Below are 17,062 nucleotides of genomic sequence, written 5' to 3' on the forward strand. Positions count from 1 at the left end.
CACTGGTCCGAGGCATCCCGCCCATCCGCTCCCGTCGCGGCCCCCGACGCCGCCGACCCGGCAAACTGCACGGCGACAAGGGCTACGACTACTCCCACCTGCGGCGCTGGCTGGCCTCTCGGGGGATTCGCCATCGCCTTGCCCGAAGGGGCATTGAGTCATCCAAACGGCTCGGCCGACACCGCTGGGTCGTAGAACGCACCATGTCCTGGCTGTCCGGCTGCCGACGTCTCCACCGCCGCTACGAGCGCAAACCAGAACACTTCCTCGCCTTCACAGCCATCGCTGCGACCCTCATATGCCACCGCAGACTCGCCAAGTGAAATGACGTCTAAGCCCGGAGAACTGGCAGTGGTGTTAAACCAGCAAGCTGTCTAGCTGCGCAAACGACTGGACTGAACAGCTAGCCCTGGCTCCCGGGCCGTCCCTGGGCCGTCTGAGTCTCGCGGATGGACGACGCCCGCGCTCGTTGTCGGCGGACACTTTTGGGCGAGACGAGACGCCAGGACCAAAGATGTTGCTTCAGATTCGGCACCAGATTTTTTTGGTGGCACCACTTTGAAAAGTGTCACTGCGCGAAACTTTGGAACTTCGATGTGACACGAGATTTGCGAACCACCTCCGAAAGTTCGGAGGTGCCGCTAGGGTGGTACCACCAACGCATCGGGGATTAAGTTGCCTCCTGTGTACTGGCTCCGAAATGAGAGTGGGCCCCCACCGTCCCATAGCGTTAGGGACCCACTCTGTGGACTACCGGCCGTGTAGAAGCCCGGTCAGGGACGTGGTGACGGCGGCGGCTACCACCGTCACGAAAACATCCCAGGCCAAACGCTTCGCACGGCCGTAGTTCTTGTTGGCACGTGCGAGCGTGAGCCGTCTCCTGACCCGCTCAGTAACCCTCGACATCAGTACCGCAGTGCGGCGCGATGGCGCGGTCATGTCGTTCTCCTTCCGCGCAACGAGCCTGTGCCGACCACCCCGATTGGCTGCCGGTGCGGGCATGGCTCAATCACCCGCAGGACGGAAGGAGTTCCGCAGATCAGTGTCCGCACTGAGTAAATCGGATCAGCACGGGCCGCGTGGGCGGAATCTGCGAATCCGGGCAACTCCAATGACCAGAGAGATCTGCTCGACTGCTTCTGTCACGAGGAGCACCTCGAATTGGGCTAGGTGTTACTGCTCGAACGGAGAACGCTGTCGACGGCCTTTCGGGTTCGCTCCTGGCTTGACGGCATGAGATGCGCGTACACCCGCAGTGTCAGCGCTGGATCTGTGTGCCCCAAGTACTGGCTGACAGCCTTGATGCTCTCCCCTGCATCCAGCAGCACCGAGGCGTAGAAGTGCCTCAGGGCGTGCATCCCGTGCTCCCGGGCCGACTCGTACTTGCCGTCGGGACCGGCGTCCGGGATGAGGCCAGCGAGCGCCAGAGCGGGCTTCCAGTCCTGGACGTTGAAGTTGCTACGCCACACGATCCCGTTCGCGGCGTTCGTGAACAGGAGACGGGCCGTCGCCTTCGGGCCGTCCGGCTTGCGCCACGGCAGCGTGATCTCAACCGGCTTGAAGGCGTCCAGGTGGATGCGCAGCGCCTCAGCGACGTACGACGGCAGCGGGACGTCTCGCTCCTTGCCGCACTTCGGCGGGGCGAAGACGGCTTTGCCTCGGATGAGCTTCACCTGTCGGACCACGCGCAGGGTGCCGGCATCGAAGTCGATCGCGTCCTCGGCGAGACCGACGATCTCGCCCTGTCGGAGGCCGCACCCGGCGCCCGTATCCACCATGGTCCGGTAGCGGTGGGGGAGCGCCGCACGGACCGCCTGTACCTGTGTGGGCAGCCACGGAACGACGCGGCGGCGCTCGGCAGTCGGCGGGCGCACGGACTTCGCAGAGCACGGGTTCCGGGACAGGAGGCCGTCGTCCACGGCCGCGCTCAGTACGGCACGTACGTCGCCGTAGATGTTGCGCGCGTAGGCGCCGCCTACTGCCGGGTTGGCCTCCAGGGCACTCGTGAGCTGGCGGATGTGCTCGGGGCGGAACGAGTCCAGCGGGCGCGTGCCGATCACGGGAAAGGCGTGCAGCCGGAGCCGCTGCTCCGTGACGATCTGGCTCGACACGTCAGCAGTGTGAGCCGTGAGCCACTTCTCGGCGTACCTCTTGAAGGTGATCCGGGCGGCGCGAGGGTCGATGTAGTTGCCGCGCGACATGTCGGACGCGATGTCGGTCAGCCACTGCTCCGCGAGCCGCTTCTGCCGGTCGGGGAAGCTCTTGGACTTCTCGGGTCCGTCCGGGCCGACGTAGCGGGCGCGATAGCGGAGGCCGACGCCGTAGCGGTCGCTCTTGACCTTGACGGGCTTGCCGTCCGGACCGGGCTCGACCTTGAACCAACGGTCTTGGATGTGTCCGGCCATCAGGCGGCAGCCCCTTCCATGAGGGAGCCGACCCAGGCGCGTACGTCGGAGGGGTCGTAGCGAAGGTGCCGGCCGACTCGGAAGCCTCGGGGGCCCGTGCGCTTGCGGCGCCACTGGTAGACGGTCTCGACCGAGACGCCCAGGAGTTCGGCGCCGTCGACAGGGGTCATGTAGCGGTCGGGCAAGACGTGCTGCATCGTCACCACTCCTTCTCGTCTGTCAGGTCTGCCAGTGCCTCGCGTGCTGTCTCGCGGTTCCGTTGGATGTCGCGGCGGATGTTGGCGGCGAACCAGGACTCACCCGGGGTGTGGCCATGTCCGGCGTAGGCCCAGTGGGCGAGGGTGAGCGTGGTCTCCTCGGGGACCTCGTCAGGGTCGGGTAGCCCGAGGGCGGCGCGGTGTTGGGCGGCGCGGTAGTCGGCGCGGACCTGGCGGAGGGCGCCGAGGGTGGTGGAGAAGCGGCGGGACTTGGTGGAGAAGTGGCCGCGGAAGCCGAGCATGTGGGCCCAGTCGCGGAGCTTGCGGTCCGGGTAGTCGGCGTGAAGGTCGAGGCAGGCCTCGATGAGACGCCGGGGATGGTCGGGCACGTCGAGAAGGACCAGGGCCTCCTTGTTGCCGATGCGGCGGTCCACGGTGCCGGTCGTCTCGGCTGCCTTCGTGGCGTACTTCGCGACGTAGGAGGCGACGGCCTGTTCGGTGATCTCGGAGCCGTCGCCGAAGGCCTTGATGGGCTGGACGTCGAGCCGGTCGCCCCAGCAGAAGACGCGGGCGGGGTGGTCGCCGGAAGCGTCCAGGTCGACGCGGACGCGAGCAGCGGCGGCGCGGATCGCGTCGGTGAGCAGCTGCAGCGTGGCCCAGTGCGGGGGCGGAGAGTCGGGACCGTCCGGGCCGTCGAAGCGGATCACGGCGTGGAAGTGGATGGCGCCGCGCTTCTGGTACTCGGCGACCTTCCCGAAGGACAGGCGGGACTGTTCCTTGGCGGCCTTCGGAGCCAGTCCGGCACGGGCTGCGATCTCGCGGCGCAGGTAGATCGTGAAGTAGCGCCACAGGTCGGAGGCGTGGTTGTTCCAGAGCACCGAGCCCGCGTAGTCGTAGGTGTCCGGGGCGAGGGGCGTGCCCAACTCGGCGGCATCTTCCGGGTGCCGGACTCCGCACCGGCACGGGCGAGTGCCGGGCCGGTTGTGGACGGGGCCGAAGCTGGGGGCGGTGAGGGTGGCGAAGACGCGGGGGTGGTCGCGCAGGGTGCGGGGGGTGCCTTTGTCGGGGTCGCCGATGAGTCCGGCGCGGATCAGGTGGTAGGTGTCGCCGGCGTAGGTCCAGGCGCAGGCGGGGCAGCGGGTGGCGCGGCGGTTGCCGCAGGCGACGCGGAGTCGTCCGCCGGGCTCGGTGTCGGTCGAGTAGCTGTAGAGGACCTGACCGGTGGTGCGGTCGCGGGTGACGGTGGCGCCCTGGAGGTGGATGGGGTCGGAGCAGCCGCCGGTGCGCTTGATCTGGTCTTGGATGCGGTCGAAGCCCGGGGACCCGGCGACCCTCAGCACGTCGGCGAGGGTGGCCGGGTCCAGGCCCGCCATGGTGGCGGTGTCGGTCATCGGTCAGTCACCGGCCCGCGCGGGCGAGGACGGCGCGGGTGGTGTGGCCGTGGCCGTTGCAGGTGCGGCAGGTGGCGGTGAGGGTCTGGCGGGAGCCGTCGCGGTTGCGCAGGCCGGTGGTAATGGCGACGGCGGGGAAGCCGTCGCAGTCGGAGCAGATGCGTGCGCGGGCAGGGGTGGGCTGGGCCATGATGGAACTTCCTTCCGGATCGTTTGGTTCGGGCAGGAGGCACGGCTCCGGAGCGGACGAAACTTGGCGGTAGAGGCCGCTCCGGGGCCGGTCAGCGGTGGTTCTTGATCTCGCTCTTCATGAGCGAGCGGACGACGAGCGCGACGATCGCGAGCGAACTCGCGGTGATCGCGACCGCGAGGAGCATCGAGACCAGCACGGCGCCGACCACGAGCACGGCCGCAGTGCCGCCGCCGACCACCAGGAGCAGCGAGCCCGGGGTGAGCTGCACGGTGGGCCGGTTGGAGGCGACCGGCGCGGGGGCCGGGTGCTGGCAGGCACAGGCCGGGGCGTGCTGGTGACCGTCCACGGGGTTAGTGCTGAGCGGGATGATCTGGCCGGTGGGCTGGTCGTTGACCGGGATCTTCGGGGTGAACACGGGCGGTACTCCCTTCCGGGGTGGGTCAGTTGATGAGGGAGTCGACGGCGGGGCTGAGGAAGCTGTCGGCGATGAGGTAGCCGCCGAGCAGGAGCAGGATCACGAGCCAGATCGGCGGGCGGGTGAGCTTGATGCCGAGCCAGCCGACGGCGATCAGGGCGAGCCAGAGCGGGACGTCCATGGCGGTCTCCTAGGCGGTGCAGCGGTGGGTGCGGGCGGCGAGTTCGGCGGCGGAGCGGTTGTCGTACTCCGTGGAGAAGTCGCAGCGGGGCGCGGTGCAGGCGGCGGTGTGGCGTTCGCGGCCGCGCCCGTCGTAGAAGGTCGCGACCTGGACGGGGCCGATCTTCTGCACGTTGCGGAACCGGCGGTAAGCGGTCATGACGGGCCTTCCTCTCAGGAGAGTTGGAGGTGAGCGGCGATCGAGTCGACGACTGGTGCGGGGAGCCCGAGCTGGGCGCGCAGGTTGGCGACGGGCAGCGCTGTTCCGGTGGTCGCGCGGTGGTGGTCGGCGAGCTTTCGGGCGTGGTCCAGGAGTGCCGGCGGAACGTTCGCCGGAAGTGGCGCGGGCTCCGGGGCCGGTTCGGCGGCCGGTAGTTCCTGGGCGGCCGGTTCGGGGAGTTCGGGGGTGCTGTCGGTGCGGTGCAGGTCGACGGCGGACACCTCTTCGGTCGGCTCCGGCGCGGCAGGCACCGGGGCCGGGGTGGTCTCCGGGCTGTGGACCAGGAGGGTGCCGCCGAGGAAGGCGAGCGCGGGCCATCCGGCGACGAGGACGCGGAGCCAGGCCGGGACGGCGGTGAGGTCGAGGAGTCCGGCGGTGGCGATGTTCGCGCCGAGCGAGGCGAAGAGGGCGATCACGAACCAGGCCCAGGCGGCGCGGTCGCGGCGGCTTGTGCGCAGTCGGCGCCAGGCCGCGACGAGGAGCAGGTCGACGCTGATCGGGTAGGCCCAGGCCTTCCAGCCGGACTGTCCGGCGGCGTCGGCCAGGTCGTGCAGGTGGGAGAAGGACAGGGCTCCGGCGATCACGGCTTGGATGAGTACGGCGTCCAGGCGGATCGAGCGGTTCACCGTCATCACCTCCTAGCAGGGGTGGGGCCGAGCGGGGCGGGGGGAGCGGGGCTCCGGCCGCCCGGCTTCGGCGGATTCCGGCATGGGTGGGGTAGGGACCTGGCGCGAGGCGGTCACGCCGACCGGAGAGCGGGGAGCGTCAGGGGAACGCGGGTGCCGTCGTCGGCATGGGCGGGATCGAGGGGCCCGGGGCCGAAACGGCCGGCCGGAAGGGCGCCAGGGCCGGAAGATCCGGGATCAGGTGGGCGAACTCGCGGCAGGCCGCCACGGTTTCGTCGACCGGGGTGTACGGGGTGCGAATGCGGCCCCAGCCGCCGGAGGCGTCGGCGGCTACGGCTTGCCCGGGGCGGTCGGCGGGGATCGTGCAGGCTGCCGGGACGGACTCCGGGGCCACGTCGTTCAGCCCCATCTCGGCGGTCTGCTTGTCGTTGACGCGGTGCACCACGCGTCCGGTGAGCTGGGCGCGGAGCATGGTGGCGCCCTTGCCCAGTTCGGAGCCGAAGCGCTGCCCGCAGATCTCCAGGTAGATGCCGACCGCGCGGGAGAGCTGGGCCAGGCGGATCAGTCCGGTGACGATGCGCTCGCGGCGCTCCTCGTCCTTCTTGGAGGAGATCAGGAAGAGTTCCGCGATCTCGTCGACCAGGACTACGATGGGCGCCGGGCGCAGGTCTTCGGGCAGCTCCCACAGGTCCGAGACGCCGTGCTTGGCCAACAGATCGAAGCGGTCCTCCATCTCCGCCACCAGCACATCGACCAGCGAGGCGGCATCGTCGGGGTTGGTCGCGAGCGCGGACAGCCGCGGGGCGTAGCGGTACTGCTCGACCCCGCGCTTGCAGTCCATCCCCACCAGGGCGACCGGCAGTTGAGCGAGGCCCTTGATCAGGTTGCGCTGGTACATGGACTTGCCGGACTGGTTCGCGCCGAGGGCCAGCGCGTGCGGGATCTCGCGGTAGTCCCGCACGTACGCCGTACCGTCGTCCCGGAGGGCGACCGGCACCACCAGATCGCGCGGTGCCGTCTTCTTCGGCATCTGCACCCGGCGCAGCAGGTCATGACCGGTCATCCGTAGTTCGACGTAGCCGGGCTTCTTGGCGATCACGTGGACCGAGTGGACGCCCCATGCGTGCCGCAGCCGCTCGGAGGCCGCAGCGAGGTCGGCGGGCTCCAGACCGGCGGGCAGTCGGAGCGTGACCCGCAGGCCGGTCGACGTGCCCCGCACCCGGCGGATCTTCGGAGCCACCGGCCGGACCTCGTGGCGAGCGACCCGGCGCGACATGAACGCTCGCAGTCCCGACGGCTGCACCGTCAGCCCGCACACATCCATCGTGTTCCGGTACGAGAGAGCGAACCGGCCCCAGGTCATCGGCAGACCCACTGCCGCCCAGTAGACGCGCGGAGCCTTGTGCTTGGCGTAGGTGACGCCACCGGCGCCCGCTATGGCGCCCGACGCCTCGAACCACACGGCCAGGTCAGCCACGGCTCAGACCCCCGACGTGATCGCGATCGCGCGGAACGAGATGCCGTGCCGCTTCTCGCCGTTGAAGGTGTTCTCCCAGTCGCGAGCCTTGAGCCCGGTCACCCGGACCGGCGTGCCCGGCGCGAGACCCTCGGGGATGCCCGTCTCCGGCACGGTCACCTGGTAGAGGTTGCCCTCTCCCTCGTCCGAGACCAGCAGGCCCACCGTGGAGAGCGCGACGCTCGGGTTGTCGCGGTCCATGGCCCGCTCGCCGGTCTTCTTGTTGATCAGCTTCGGCTCGGGCGCGGTCGCCACGAACACGACGGCGCTCTGAAGGTCGATCTTGAAGGACGGCAAGTAGTACTCCCTGAGTCGAGTCTTGAGGCAGCCCAAAGAAGGCTTTCGACGTCCGCTGTCCTAGGACTGCGAGCGGCTGAGTGAGACTTTGACATGCAGTCCTGGGACTGTGTTTGACTGGTCCCTATCGAGAGGAGTCGTCATGGCGCCGAAGTGGCGAGAGCTGGCAGACAAGCTGGCTGATGAGATCAGGAGGGGTGAATACGCTCCTGGCCAGCAGCTTCCGCAAATCAGGGAGCTGGTCGCGGAGGGAGCGGGCTCGAAGTCCACTGTCCACCAGGCCTACAAGGCGCTTGAGGTCGAAGGACTGGTCACCTCATCGCGAGGGCACGGCACGGTCGTGCGGCAGCAGGTACCACTCAAGCGGCTTGGTATCGCCCGCTACGACAAGGCCAAGTGGCGCGACAGCGACGAGGTCGCGTTCATCGCGGACCGCGTAGCCTCCGGGCGCAGCTACCGCCGCAACGAGCAGACGCAGACGGTCAACCTGGTTGAGGCTCCTCCCGCTGTAGCGGACGCGCACGGCTTGCCCGAAGGCGCCCAGGTGTATGCGCGGGCGAGGCTCGTGAAGGAAGGCGACCAGCCGACCCACACCTTGACCAGCTACTACAGGCCTGAGCATGTCGAGGGCACGCGCATCGTGGATCCGACTCCGGGACCGGCCGGCCGAGGCGGTGGCTTCCGAGTCCTGTACGACGCGGGGTACGAGATCGATCACATGAGGGAGTCGATTTTCGCCCGCGCTGCAACGTCAGACGAGGTGAAGTTGTTGCAGCTCCCGGCGGGCGAGCCCGTGGTTGAGCTCCATCGGACGACCTACACGGCTTCTGGCACAGTGGTCGAGTTCGCCATCGGTGTACACGCGGCTTCGCGCTTTGCCTGGGAGTACGACTTCAAAGTCCCGGACTCGGCGAAGGGTGAGAAGGGGCAGGAATGATCTCGACGCAGGCATGGGCCGACGCACGACGCCTGTGGGACTACCACCAGATGGGCCACACCCTGCGGCCCTGCTCGGTCGCAATCGGCTTGGGCAGTCACGATTTGGGTGTGGCCGACACGGCAGTGGACCTGTACGAGCGCGGCATGGCCCCATTGCTTGTGTTCACGGGAGCCACCAGCCCGACGACACGGGATCGCATGCCGCGAGGCGAAGCGGTCCACTACCGCGAGCGCGCCCTGGAACGCGGCGTCCCCAGCTCAGCAGTTCTCGTCGAGCCTCACGCTCGCAACACGGGGGAGAACATCCGCCTCTCCAGGGCTGTACTCGAAGAAGCCGGAGTGCGTGTGTCCTCCGTCCTCTTGATCAGCAAGCCGTACGAGGAGCGACGCGCATACGCCACGGCGCGCAAGCTGTGGCCCGAAGTCGAGATCCTTAGCGCGTCCACCCCGATGACGTTCGACGAATACGTCGATTCGATTGGGGACGCCCGGCTCGTCATCGACATGCTTGTGGGTGCGCTGCAACGCCTGTTGATCTACCCAGACCAGGGATTCATGATCAGCCAGTCCGTCCCGGACGACGTGCTTGAGGCCTACGAACGCCTGTGCCACGCGGGCTTCACGAGCCGACTCCTTGCCAGCGAGCGCCCCTAACTGGCTGCCCCCGGACGAATCCATGGCTGCGATGTGCGAGACCTACAGCGTCCGCATCGCAGATGCCCTGGCCGACGCGTTGGCGCTTCACATCCGAACCCGGGTCACCGCACACTCACCGGTCCGTAGGCAACTGGTCCAACTGCCCCGGGCCTGAGAGCTGTTACAAGTTTCTCTACCTCATCAAGCACCCGGCTGCGCTCCGCTCCGCCGGGCGGGCTCCCGGCTCCGCTCGGGGCGCCGCTCCTGCCTTCGGCCCGCTCCGCCCCGGCTGCGCCGACGCCCGCCCACAGTGGATAGGCCCGGAGGACATGAGACGAGCCCCCGGGCATGCTCGCGGCTCATGGTCACAGACGATGCCTCCGGCGGGGGATCGGCCGGCACCGGGTGGGAGGGGGCGCCGTTCCCGGCTGCGGGTACATCGTGGTGAGCGTGGTGGGCTCCCATCCCGTCCACCGTCGACCCAGGCGGAGCCGAGCAGACGTGGCCCATGGCGTCCAGGTCGTTCGTACAGTGGCGCGCTCCACCTGGACGCCATGAACCACGCCCGCTCCACAGACGTGTGGGTCGACGGCGGACGGGATGGGAGCTGGGATGGTGTGGGGGATTGGGGGAGTCTTACGTCTCCAGCTGCGTATTCACCAATGCCCTACGCACCACTGCCGGATAATCCTGCAAGTCTTGAAAGTGCGTAACCGAGTTCCTGCCGAAGGCTTGATGGATGTTTGATCCGACCCTCGCGATCAGTGCAACTCTGGAGCCGAGTGCTTGCGCCAAGCCGAGCTCGTAGTAGCAGCTTGGCCGTTCGAGAGAGAGGTCGGCGATAACCAGCGTCGCCTGCCTCATCTCAGAAACAACTGTTGAGAGGTCGAATTCTTCGCCAGCCTCAGGGAGACCTCGGTCCAGCGGGAAATGAACCGATAGGTCGAATTCTGCTGCGACCCTACCCAGGCTGGCCCGTTTCTCTTGATAGTCGGCATCGGTTGAGACGGGCATAATTGAGTAGATGTAGCGATTCATCACTTACTCTTCTTTTTGGACTGCTCCGAGTTGCTAAATGGTGACGGATGGTCAGTTACGTTGTCCCAGCTCAGCACGGAGAAGACTACTACAGAGGAGAAGATCAGGGCGAAGATGGCGCCGAAGGCGCGAGGGATGAAGCGCTCTGCGCTCGAAGATCGCAAGCCGCGCACGAACCTGCTTGTTGACGGCGCCTGCAACGCCTGCACCCTTGAAAGCTCCTGCCACTCTTTGTCGAAGCAATTAAAAGATTTCGCTGGCGACGGTCCACTGGCACCCTCAAATGTCACTAGCGGTGCCATATTGTTTAGAACTTCAAACTTCGCCGTGTTGAGGGCCTTGAAGTCGTCGATCTGCCTGAGCCAGAAAAAGCACATTATGCAGGCGATTGCGCTCAGGACCAAGATCCCGGCAATTCCTGCCAGTAGGAAAGCGTCATGTGAGGATGCCCATCCGAGGATCACGCCAATGGCCAAAAGGCTCGCTGTTAATACTGAGTAATTCCAGCGATTCATTGCCAATCGTCTCTCGGTGACTCTCTCCGTCGTCTCGTAATAGAGGCGGTACTCCTCAAAAGAGATAGGGGGCTGGCCTGGTTGAGGAGCCATGTGACCTCATCTAGGAGCGGAGTGTTTGGCGCGGGGGTGAAACGCTAGCAACGCTGAGGGGAGGCGGTGCAGGAGTCGCAATAGATCGTTACCTTCGTGATCTACGTGCTCAGAGACGGTGCAAGCCGCGGGTCGACGATGCTGCGTTGGGAACCACCGATTGAGTCGCCTAGAGCGCCGCTCACAACCTGGCCGGGCGCGAAGCTAGCTGGTCAGGCCTTCGGGAAGCCCGCACCCTCGGGCCGTCCCTGGGCCGTCCGGGGCCGCTCGACAGTGACCAGCGGCGACCGACAGTGACAGGTGTCCAGGGCGACGACCCCAGGTCACCCCCATCCATCTGCGACACTGGTACAGCCATGCCTAAGCCCGGAGAACTCACTTTCGTCGCCCCCCGCGGAGCCAAGAAGCCGCCGCGGCACCTTGCTGATATGACGCCTGCGGAGCGGAAGGAGGCTGTCGCCGCTGTCGGCGAGAAGCCGTTCCGTGCCAAGCAGCTTTCCACGCACTACTTCGCGCGGTACGCGCACGACCCCGAGCAGTGGACCGACATCCCTGCCGCGTCGCGCGAGAAGCTGCGTGAGGCGCTGCTGCCCGAGCTGATGACCGTCGTGCGGCATCTGTCGACCGACCAGGACACCACGCGCAAGACGCTGTGGCGGCTGTTCGACGGGACGCTCGTCGAGTCGGTCCTCATGCGGTATCCGGACCGGGTGACGATGTGCATCTCGTCGCAGGCCGGATGCGGGATGAACTGCCCGTTCTGCGCCACCGGGCAGGCCGGGCTCGACCGGAACCTGTCGACCGGTGAGATCGTCCACCAGATCGTGGACGGGATGCGCGCGCTGCGGGACGGGGAGATCCCCGGTGGGCCAGCGCGGCTGTCCAACATCGTGTTCATGGGGATGGGGGAGCCGCTCGCCAACTACAAGCGGGTCGTCCAGTCCATTCGGGCGCTCACCGATCCCGAGCCGGACGGGCTCGGGCTGAGCCAGCGCGGGATCACCGTGTCCACCGTGGGGCTCGTGCCCGCGATCCACCGGTTCGCCGACGAGGGCTTCAAGTGCCGTCTCGCCATCTCGCTGCACGCCCCCGACGACGAGCTGCGCGACACCCTCGTACCGGTCAACACCCGGTGGAAGGTGCGCGAGGTCCTCGACGCCGGATGGGAGTACGCGGCCAAGTCCGGGCGCCGGCTCTCCATCGAGTACGCGCTCATCCGGGACATCAACGACCAGGCGTGGCGCGGTGACCGGCTCGGGCGGCTGCTCCGGGGCAAGCCGGTGCACGTGAACCTCATTCCGCTGAACCCGACGCCCGGGTCGAAGTGGACCGCGTCGCGGCCCGAGGACGAGAAGGCGTTCGTCGAGGCGATCGCCGCTCACGGTGTACCCGTGACCGTTCGGGACACCCGCGGTCAAGAGATCGACGGGGCGTGTGGTCAGCTCGCCGCGACCGAGCGGTAGCCTGGCACACGTACCTCGTAGACACATCTTCATATTCCGACAGGGGAGCGCCACAGCGCTGAGAGTGCGGCAGCCAGACACATGGTGGGCCGCAGACCCTCTGAACCTTGCCCAGGTCATTCTGGGTAGGAAGTTCGGACACCACTCAAGCTGTTGCGCCCTGCCCTGGGTCCGTGAAGGTCCCGGGGCAGGGCCGCGTCTCTTCCTGGACATCCCCAGGAGGAACATTCACGTGAGCAAGAAGACCAGCACGGTTGTCGCCGTGGCGGTGGGGCTCGGGCTCGTCACGCTGTCCGCGTGCGGGTCGTCCTCGGACGCCGCGGGCTCCGGCGGCGACTCCAAGACCGTCACGCTCGTCAGCCACGACTCGTGGGCCGTCTCCAAGAGCGTCCTCGCCGACTTCGAGAAGTCGTCCGGGTACCGGGTCAAGGTCCTCAAGGACGGCGACGCCGGAGAGGCCGTCAACAAGGCCATCCTGTCCAAGGGCAACCCGCAGGGCGACGTCTTCTTCGGCGTCGACAACACCCTGCTCTCCCGCGCCCTCGACAACGGCGTCTTCGCCTCCTACAAGGCGAAGGGGCTGAGCGAGGTGAAGGGGGAGTACCAGCTCGACGGGCGGAAGAACCGGGTCACTCCCATCGACACCGGAAGCATCTGCGTCAACTACGACAAGAAGTACTTCGCGCAGCACCACCTGACCCCGCCGGCCTCCTTCGACGACCTGACCAAGGCCGCGTACAAGAACCTGCTCGTCACCGAGAACGCGTCCACCTCCTCGCCCGGGCTCGGCTTCCTGCTCGGTACGGCCGCCGAGTACGGCGACGACGGCTGGCAGGCGTACTGGAAGAAGCTCAAGGTCAACGGCGTGAAGGTCGTCGACGGCTGGGAGCAGGCCTACAACGAGGAGTTCAGCGGCAGCGCCGGAGGCAGGAAGGCGGGCGGTGAGCGGCCGCTCGTCGTGTCGTACGCGTCGTCGCCGCCGGCCGAGGCCATCTACGCCGACCCGCAGCCCAAGACCTCGCCGGTCGGCGTCGCCAAGGGGACCTGCTTCCGGCAGATCGAGTTCGCCGGGCTGCTCGACGGCGCGAAGAACGGGAAGGGCGGGCAGGCGCTCATCGACTTCCTGATCTCCAAGGAGTTCCAGCAGGACATGCCGCTCAACATGTTCGTCGACCCGGTGACGAAGAACGCCACCGCGCCCGCCGAGTACACCAAGTACGCGGTGCCGGTCGACGACCCCGAGACGATGGCGCCGCGTACGATCGCCGACCACCGTGACGACTGGGTCAAGTCGTGGACCTCGCTCGTACTGAAGTAGCAGGCGGCCGGAAGGCGTCCCACGGGAACGCGGCGCGGCTGGGGCTCATGGCCCTGCCCGTCGTGTTCTTCGGGGTCTTCTTCGCCTATCCCGTCGTCGCGATCGTCGAGCGCGGGCTGCACGTCGGCGGCGGCTGGCAGTTCGGGCGGATCACCGAGGTGCTCGGGCAGTCCGACATCCGGCACGTGCTGTGGTTCACCGTGTGGCAGGCGCTCGCGTCGACCGCGCTCACCCTGCTGGTCGCGCTGCCCGGCGCCTATGTCTTCGCGCGCCTCGACTTCCCCGGCAAGCAGGTGCTGCGGGCCGTCGTGACCGTGCCGTTCGTGCTGCCGACCGTCGTCGTCGGCACCGCCTTCCTCGCCCTCCTCGGGCGGGGCGGGCTGCTCGACGAGCTGTGGGGCGTGCGGCTGGACACCACGGTGTGGGCGATCCTGCTCGCGCACGTCTTCTTCAATTACGCGGTCGTCGTACGGACCGTGGGCGGGCTGTGGGCGCAGCTCGATCCGCGGCAGGAGGAGGCCGCGCGGATGCTCGGCGCCTCGCGCCTCGCCGCCTGGCGGAAGGTGACGCTGCCCGCGCTCGGGCCTGCCGTGGCGGCCGCCGCGCTGATGGTGTTCCTGTTCACCTTCACCTCGTTCGGCGTCGTGCAGATCCTCGGCGGGCCCGGGTTCTCGACGCTGGAGGTCGAGATCTACCGGCAGACCGCGCAGATCTTCGACCTGCCGACCGCCGCCGTGCTCACCCTCGTGCAGTTCGCCGCCGTCGGGCTGATCCTCGCCGTGCACGCCTGGACCGTGCGGCGGCGGGAGAGCGCCCTGCGGCTCGTCGACGCCACGCAGACGGCAGGGCGGCCGCGCGGCGCCGGGCAGTGGGCCCTGCTGGGCGGGGTCCTCGCGAGCGTCGTCGTGCTGGTCCTGCTGCCGCTGGGCGTGCTGGTCCTGCGCTCGTTCGACACGGCGGACGGGTTCGGGTTCGGCTACTACCGGGCGCTGCTCTCGTCCGACGGCGGCACCTTCCTCGTACCGCCGATCGACGCCATCGGGAACTCGCTGGAGTACGCGCTCGCCGCCACCGCCATCGCGCTGCTGATCGGCGGCCTCGCCGCGGCGGCGCTGACCCGGCGGGCCGGGCGGCTGGTGCGCGGGTTCGACGCGCTGCTGATGCTGCCGCTGGGCGTGTCCGCGGTGACCGTCGGGTTCGGGTTCCTCATCACCCTCGACAAGCCGCCGCTCGACCTGCGGGCCTCCTGGATCCTGGTGCCGCTCGCGCAGGCGCTCGTGGGCGTGCCCTTCGTCGTACGGACCATGCTGCCGGTGCTGCGCGCCGTCGACGGACGCCTGCGGGAGGCCGCAGCCGTCCTCGGCGCCTCGCCGCTGCGGGCCTGGCGGGAGGTCGATCTGCCGATGGTGCGGCGGGCGCTGCTCGTCGCCGCCGGGTTCGCCTTCGCCGTCTCGCTCGGCGAGTTCGGGGCGACCGTGTTCATCGCGCGGCCCGACAACCCGACGCTGCCCGTCGCCGTGGCCCGCCTCCTCGGGCGGGCCGGTGACCTCAACTACGGGCAGGCGATGGCCCTCTCGACGATCCTGATGCTCGTCTGCGCCGTCTGCCTGCTGCTGCTCGAACGCATCCGGCCTGCGAAGGCCACGACCGGGGAGTTCTGATGACACCCTCGCCGCCGCTGCTTCAACTGAGCGATGTCACCGTACGGTTCGGTGGGCGCCCGGTGCTCGACACGGTCGGCCTCGATGTCGCCGAGCACGAGATCGTGTGCGTGCTCGGGCCCAGCGGCAGCGGCAAGTCGACGCTGCTGCGGGCCGTCGCGGGGCTCCAGGACCTCGACTCGGGGCAGGTGTCGCTCGGCGGGCGCGACCAGCGTGGCGTGCCCGCGCACAAGCGGGGCGTGGGCCTGATGTTCCAGGACCACCAGCTGTTCCCGCAGCGCGACGTCGGCGGCAACGTCGCCTTCGGGCTGCGCATGCACGGTGCCTCGAAGGCGGAACAGGCCGATCGTGTACGGGAATTGCTCGCCCTCGTCGGACTGTCCGGCGCCGAGCGGCGCGCCGTCGCCGCGCTCTCCGGCGGTGAGCAGCAGCGCGTCGCCCTGGCCAGAGCCCTCGCGTCGCGGCCCCGGCTGCTGATGCTGGACGAGCCGCTCGGGCAGCTCGACCGCTCGCTGCGGGAGCGGCTCGTGGTCGAACTCCGGGAGCTGTTCGGCGAGCTGGGGACCACCGTGCTCGCCGTCACCCACGACCAGGGCGAGGCGTTCGCGCTGGCCGACCGGGTCGTGGTGATGCGGGACGGGCGGATCGCCCAGTCCGGCACGCCCCTCGACGTGTGGCAGCGGCCCGCCGACGAGTTCGTGGCGCGCTTCCTCGGCTTCGACAACGTCGTCGCGGCGACGGTCTCCGGCGAGGTCGCCGACACGCCCTGGGGCAAGGTGCCGGTGCCCGCCGGGACGGCACAGGGGGCGGGTCACATCCTCGTACGGCCGGCCGGAGTGCGTCCGGTCTCCGCCGACGAGGCACAGCTGACGTGCACCGTCGCCGCCCGCACCTTCCGGGGTACGCACGTCGCGCTGCACCTGCAACCGGCCGACGCGCCCCGTCTCGAGGCGGCGTGCGCGCTGCGGGACGCGCCCGAGGTGGGCGACGAGGTGGGCGTCGCCTTCGACGCCGGGGAGATCGTGGCGCTGGCCGGCTAGAACGCACGTAGGCCCGGACACGCAAAAGCGGCCGTACCAGGCACCGGTGCTGCTGGTGCCCCGTACGGCCGCCGAAGCGGATCAGGCCTTCGCGCCGCCACGCTTGCGGAGCGCGAACACCACGCCGCCGCCCGCGACGACCAGCGCCGCCGCGATGCCCGCGAACAGGCCGGTGTTGGAGCTGGCTCCGGTCTCCGCCAGGTTCGAGTCACCGGCCCGGGAGGCCGAGTTGGCGGGGGCCGGGGCGGCCTCGGAGGTGGACGCCGAAGCGCTCGGCGTGGCCGACTCGGCCGGGGTGCTCGGCGCCGAGGACGACGGCGTCGCGCTCGGGGTCGGCTTCTCGGTCGGCTTCTCCGTGGCGCACGCGGTGGCGGGCGTGGTGACGCCGCCCTTGATGTCCTCGTCGACGTTGTACTTGTCCGTCTTGACGTGGATGCGGTACGTCGCGTTCGGCGCCCAGTTCTCTTCGAACGTGACGGTGGCGCCCTCACGGGTGCCCTTCACGACCTGCGAACCGATCTCCTTCTCCGAGCCGTTCGACTGGAGGAAGACGGTGACGGTCGCCGGGGTGCCCGAGCTGTCCTTGTCGGTGACGGTGATGACGCCCTTGTCGCCGGTGCAGCTCGCCGCAGCGGTGAACTCGGAGATGTTGCACGCGGAAGCGGTGCCCGCGGCACCGACGGCCAGCACGGTCGCGGCGCACGCGACACCGGCGATACGTCCGGCGCGGCCGGATATACGGGAGGAAAGGGAGGGGGGTACGGACACTGTTGTCCTTCACGGGATCTTGTGGAGATGAGGGGATACTGTGGGACAGCACACGGCTTCTGCCACGGGACCCCCACGGTCACCTCACGTTTACAAGTGCACGTGACGCAAC

General features: G+C 68.5%; 20 protein-coding genes and 1 riboswitch. Of the genes, 7 read left to right on the forward strand and 13 right to left on the reverse strand.

The window, feature by feature from the left end; genetic code table 11:
- Window positions 1–323, forward strand: a 323-nt coding sequence (locus tag K377_RS32845; RefSeq protein WP_146614797.1) for a transposase, incomplete at its 5' end; no start/stop codon positions are given.
- Window positions 324–1,166: 843 nt separating this feature from the next.
- Here the strand turns inward: K377_RS32845 and K377_RS32850 are convergent.
- From K377_RS32850 to K377_RS32890, 10 genes are all read right to left on the reverse strand, one after another.
- Window positions 1,167–2,405, reverse strand: a complete 1,239-nt coding sequence (locus K377_RS32850) for a site-specific integrase (RefSeq protein ID WP_111667254.1) — start codon at window positions 2,403–2,405, stop codon at window positions 1,167–1,169.
- Window positions 2,405–2,602, reverse strand: coding sequence for an AlpA family transcriptional regulator (locus K377_RS32855; protein ID WP_111667255.1), 198 nt, complete (start codon window positions 2,600–2,602; stop codon window positions 2,405–2,407). Before K377_RS32855 ends, K377_RS32850 begins: the two co-directional genes overlap by 1 nt.
- Before the next feature lie 2 nt (window positions 2,603–2,604).
- Window positions 2,605–3,993, reverse strand: coding sequence for a replication initiator protein RepSA (gene repSA, locus K377_RS32860; protein ID WP_111667256.1), 1,389 nt, complete (start codon window positions 3,991–3,993; stop codon window positions 2,605–2,607).
- Between the two features lie 7 nt (window positions 3,994–4,000).
- On the reverse strand, window positions 4,001–4,183 hold the full coding sequence (locus K377_RS32865; RefSeq protein ID WP_111667257.1) for a hypothetical protein: 183 nt from the start codon (window positions 4,181–4,183) through the stop codon (window positions 4,001–4,003).
- Window positions 4,184–4,274: 91 nt separating this feature from the next.
- A complete protein-coding gene (locus tag K377_RS32870) occupies window positions 4,275–4,601 on the reverse strand; it encodes a SpdD-like protein (protein ID WP_111667258.1) in 327 nt (108 codons plus the stop codon).
- Window positions 4,602–4,626: 25 nt separating this feature from the next.
- Window positions 4,627–4,782, reverse strand: a complete 156-nt coding sequence (locus K377_RS41840) for a hypothetical protein (protein ID WP_181512700.1) — start codon at window positions 4,780–4,782, stop codon at window positions 4,627–4,629.
- 9 nt (window positions 4,783–4,791) lie between these two features.
- A complete protein-coding gene (locus tag K377_RS32875; protein WP_111667259.1) occupies window positions 4,792–4,980 on the reverse strand; it encodes a mobile element transfer protein in 189 nt (62 codons plus the stop codon).
- Between the two features lie 14 nt (window positions 4,981–4,994).
- Window positions 4,995–5,666, reverse strand: a complete 672-nt coding sequence (locus tag K377_RS32880; protein ID WP_258395209.1) for a DUF2637 domain-containing protein — start codon at window positions 5,664–5,666, stop codon at window positions 4,995–4,997.
- 139 nt (window positions 5,667–5,805) lie between these two features.
- Entirely contained in the window at window positions 5,806–7,143 is a 1,338-nt protein-coding gene (locus tag K377_RS32885) for an FtsK/SpoIIIE domain-containing protein (RefSeq protein WP_111667261.1), read from the reverse strand.
- 3 nt (window positions 7,144–7,146) lie between these two features.
- The gene (locus K377_RS32890; RefSeq protein WP_111667262.1) at window positions 7,147–7,479 is read right to left on the reverse strand and encodes a hypothetical protein; all 333 of its coding nucleotides are present in this window, start codon (window positions 7,477–7,479) and stop codon (window positions 7,147–7,149) included.
- 142 nt (window positions 7,480–7,621) lie between these two features.
- Here K377_RS32890 and K377_RS32895 point away from each other — a divergent pair, with 142 nt between their 5' ends.
- Window positions 7,622–8,416 (forward strand): GntR family transcriptional regulator, encoded by a 795-nt coding sequence (locus K377_RS32895; RefSeq protein WP_111667263.1) that lies wholly within the window; start codon window positions 7,622–7,624, stop codon window positions 8,414–8,416.
- Complete coding sequence (locus tag K377_RS32900; protein ID WP_111667264.1) at window positions 8,413–9,072, forward strand: YdcF family protein; 660 nt, start codon at window positions 8,413–8,415, stop codon at window positions 9,070–9,072. The genes K377_RS32895 and K377_RS32900 overlap by 4 nt, the downstream gene beginning before the upstream one ends.
- Window positions 9,073–9,690: 618 nt before the next feature.
- Here the strand turns inward: K377_RS32900 and K377_RS41435 are convergent.
- Complete coding sequence (locus K377_RS41435; RefSeq protein ID WP_146614798.1) at window positions 9,691–10,092, reverse strand: hypothetical protein; 402 nt, start codon at window positions 10,090–10,092, stop codon at window positions 9,691–9,693.
- A complete protein-coding gene (locus K377_RS41440) occupies window positions 10,092–10,700 on the reverse strand; it encodes a hypothetical protein (protein WP_146614799.1) in 609 nt (202 codons plus the stop codon). The genes K377_RS41435 and K377_RS41440 overlap by 1 nt, the downstream gene beginning before the upstream one ends.
- 356 nt (window positions 10,701–11,056) lie before the next feature.
- On the opposite strand from K377_RS41440, the gene rlmN reads away from it, so the two are divergent.
- The 4 genes from rlmN (at window position 11,057) to K377_RS32925 (ending at window position 16,182) form a co-directional block, all read left to right on the forward strand.
- Window positions 11,057–12,163: a 23S rRNA (adenine(2503)-C(2))-methyltransferase RlmN gene (rlmN, locus tag K377_RS32910; protein WP_111667266.1), complete on the forward strand. Its 1,107-nt coding sequence runs from the start codon at window positions 11,057–11,059 to the stop codon at window positions 12,161–12,163.
- 31 nt (window positions 12,164–12,194) lie between these two features.
- Window positions 12,195–12,313, forward strand: a riboswitch (TPP riboswitch).
- Window positions 12,314–12,395: 82 nt separating this feature from the next.
- Window positions 12,396–13,481 carry a thiamine ABC transporter substrate binding subunit gene (locus tag K377_RS32915; RefSeq protein ID WP_111667267.1) on the forward strand — a complete coding sequence of 362 codons (1,086 nt, stop codon included), beginning with the start codon at window positions 12,396–12,398 and terminating at the stop codon, window positions 13,479–13,481.
- Complete coding sequence (locus K377_RS32920; protein WP_111667268.1) at window positions 13,457–15,142, forward strand: iron ABC transporter permease; 1,686 nt, start codon at window positions 13,457–13,459, stop codon at window positions 15,140–15,142. The genes K377_RS32915 and K377_RS32920 overlap by 25 nt, the downstream gene beginning before the upstream one ends.
- A complete protein-coding gene (locus tag K377_RS32925; RefSeq protein WP_111667269.1) occupies window positions 15,142–16,182 on the forward strand; it encodes an ABC transporter ATP-binding protein in 1,041 nt (346 codons plus the stop codon). The genes K377_RS32920 and K377_RS32925 overlap by 1 nt, the downstream gene beginning before the upstream one ends.
- A gap of 81 nt (window positions 16,183–16,263) precedes the next feature.
- Here K377_RS32925 and K377_RS32930 read toward each other — a convergent pair whose 3' ends face one another.
- Window positions 16,264–16,950 (reverse strand): LAETG motif-containing sortase-dependent surface protein, encoded by a 687-nt coding sequence (locus K377_RS32930; protein WP_181512701.1) that lies wholly within the window; start codon window positions 16,948–16,950, stop codon window positions 16,264–16,266.
- Window positions 16,951–17,062: the final 112 nt, after the last annotated feature.

This window comes from Streptomyces sp. PsTaAH-137, from assembly GCF_003259365.1.
Lineage (GTDB): Bacteria > Actinomycetota > Actinomycetes > Streptomycetales > Streptomycetaceae > Streptomyces.

Excerpts from the sequence above, each read along its gene's own strand:
- K377_RS32850 (WP_111667254.1), bottom strand. The coding sequence starts at position 2,405 with ATGGCCGGACACATCCAAGACCGTTGGTTCAAGGTCGAGCCCGGTCCG.
- K377_RS32855 (WP_111667255.1), bottom strand. The coding sequence starts at position 2,602 with ATGCAGCACGTCTTGCCCGACCGCTACATGACCCCTGTCGACGGCGCC.
- rlmN (WP_111667266.1), top strand. The coding sequence starts at position 11,057 with ATGCCTAAGCCCGGAGAACTCACTTTCGTCGCCCCCCGCGGAGCCAAG.
- K377_RS41840 (WP_181512700.1), bottom strand. The coding sequence starts at position 4,782 with ATGGACGTCCCGCTCTGGCTCGCCCTGATCGCCGTCGGCTGGCTCGGC.
- repSA (WP_111667256.1), bottom strand. The coding sequence starts at position 3,993 with ATGACCGACACCGCCACCATGGCGGGCCTGGACCCGGCCACCCTCGCC.
- K377_RS41435 (WP_146614798.1), bottom strand. The coding sequence starts at position 10,092 with ATGAATCGCTACATCTACTCAATTATGCCCGTCTCAACCGATGCCGAC.
- K377_RS41440 (WP_146614799.1), bottom strand. The coding sequence starts at position 10,700 with ATGGCTCCTCAACCAGGCCAGCCCCCTATCTCTTTTGAGGAGTACCGC.
- K377_RS32900 (WP_111667264.1), top strand. The coding sequence starts at position 8,413 with ATGATCTCGACGCAGGCATGGGCCGACGCACGACGCCTGTGGGACTAC.
- K377_RS32865 (WP_111667257.1), bottom strand. The coding sequence starts at position 4,183 with ATGGCCCAGCCCACCCCTGCCCGCGCACGCATCTGCTCCGACTGCGAC.
- K377_RS32925 (WP_111667269.1), top strand. The coding sequence starts at position 15,142 with ATGACACCCTCGCCGCCGCTGCTTCAACTGAGCGATGTCACCGTACGG.
- K377_RS32895 (WP_111667263.1), top strand. The coding sequence starts at position 7,622 with ATGGCGCCGAAGTGGCGAGAGCTGGCAGACAAGCTGGCTGATGAGATC.
- K377_RS32875 (WP_111667259.1), bottom strand. The coding sequence starts at position 4,980 with ATGACCGCTTACCGCCGGTTCCGCAACGTGCAGAAGATCGGCCCCGTC.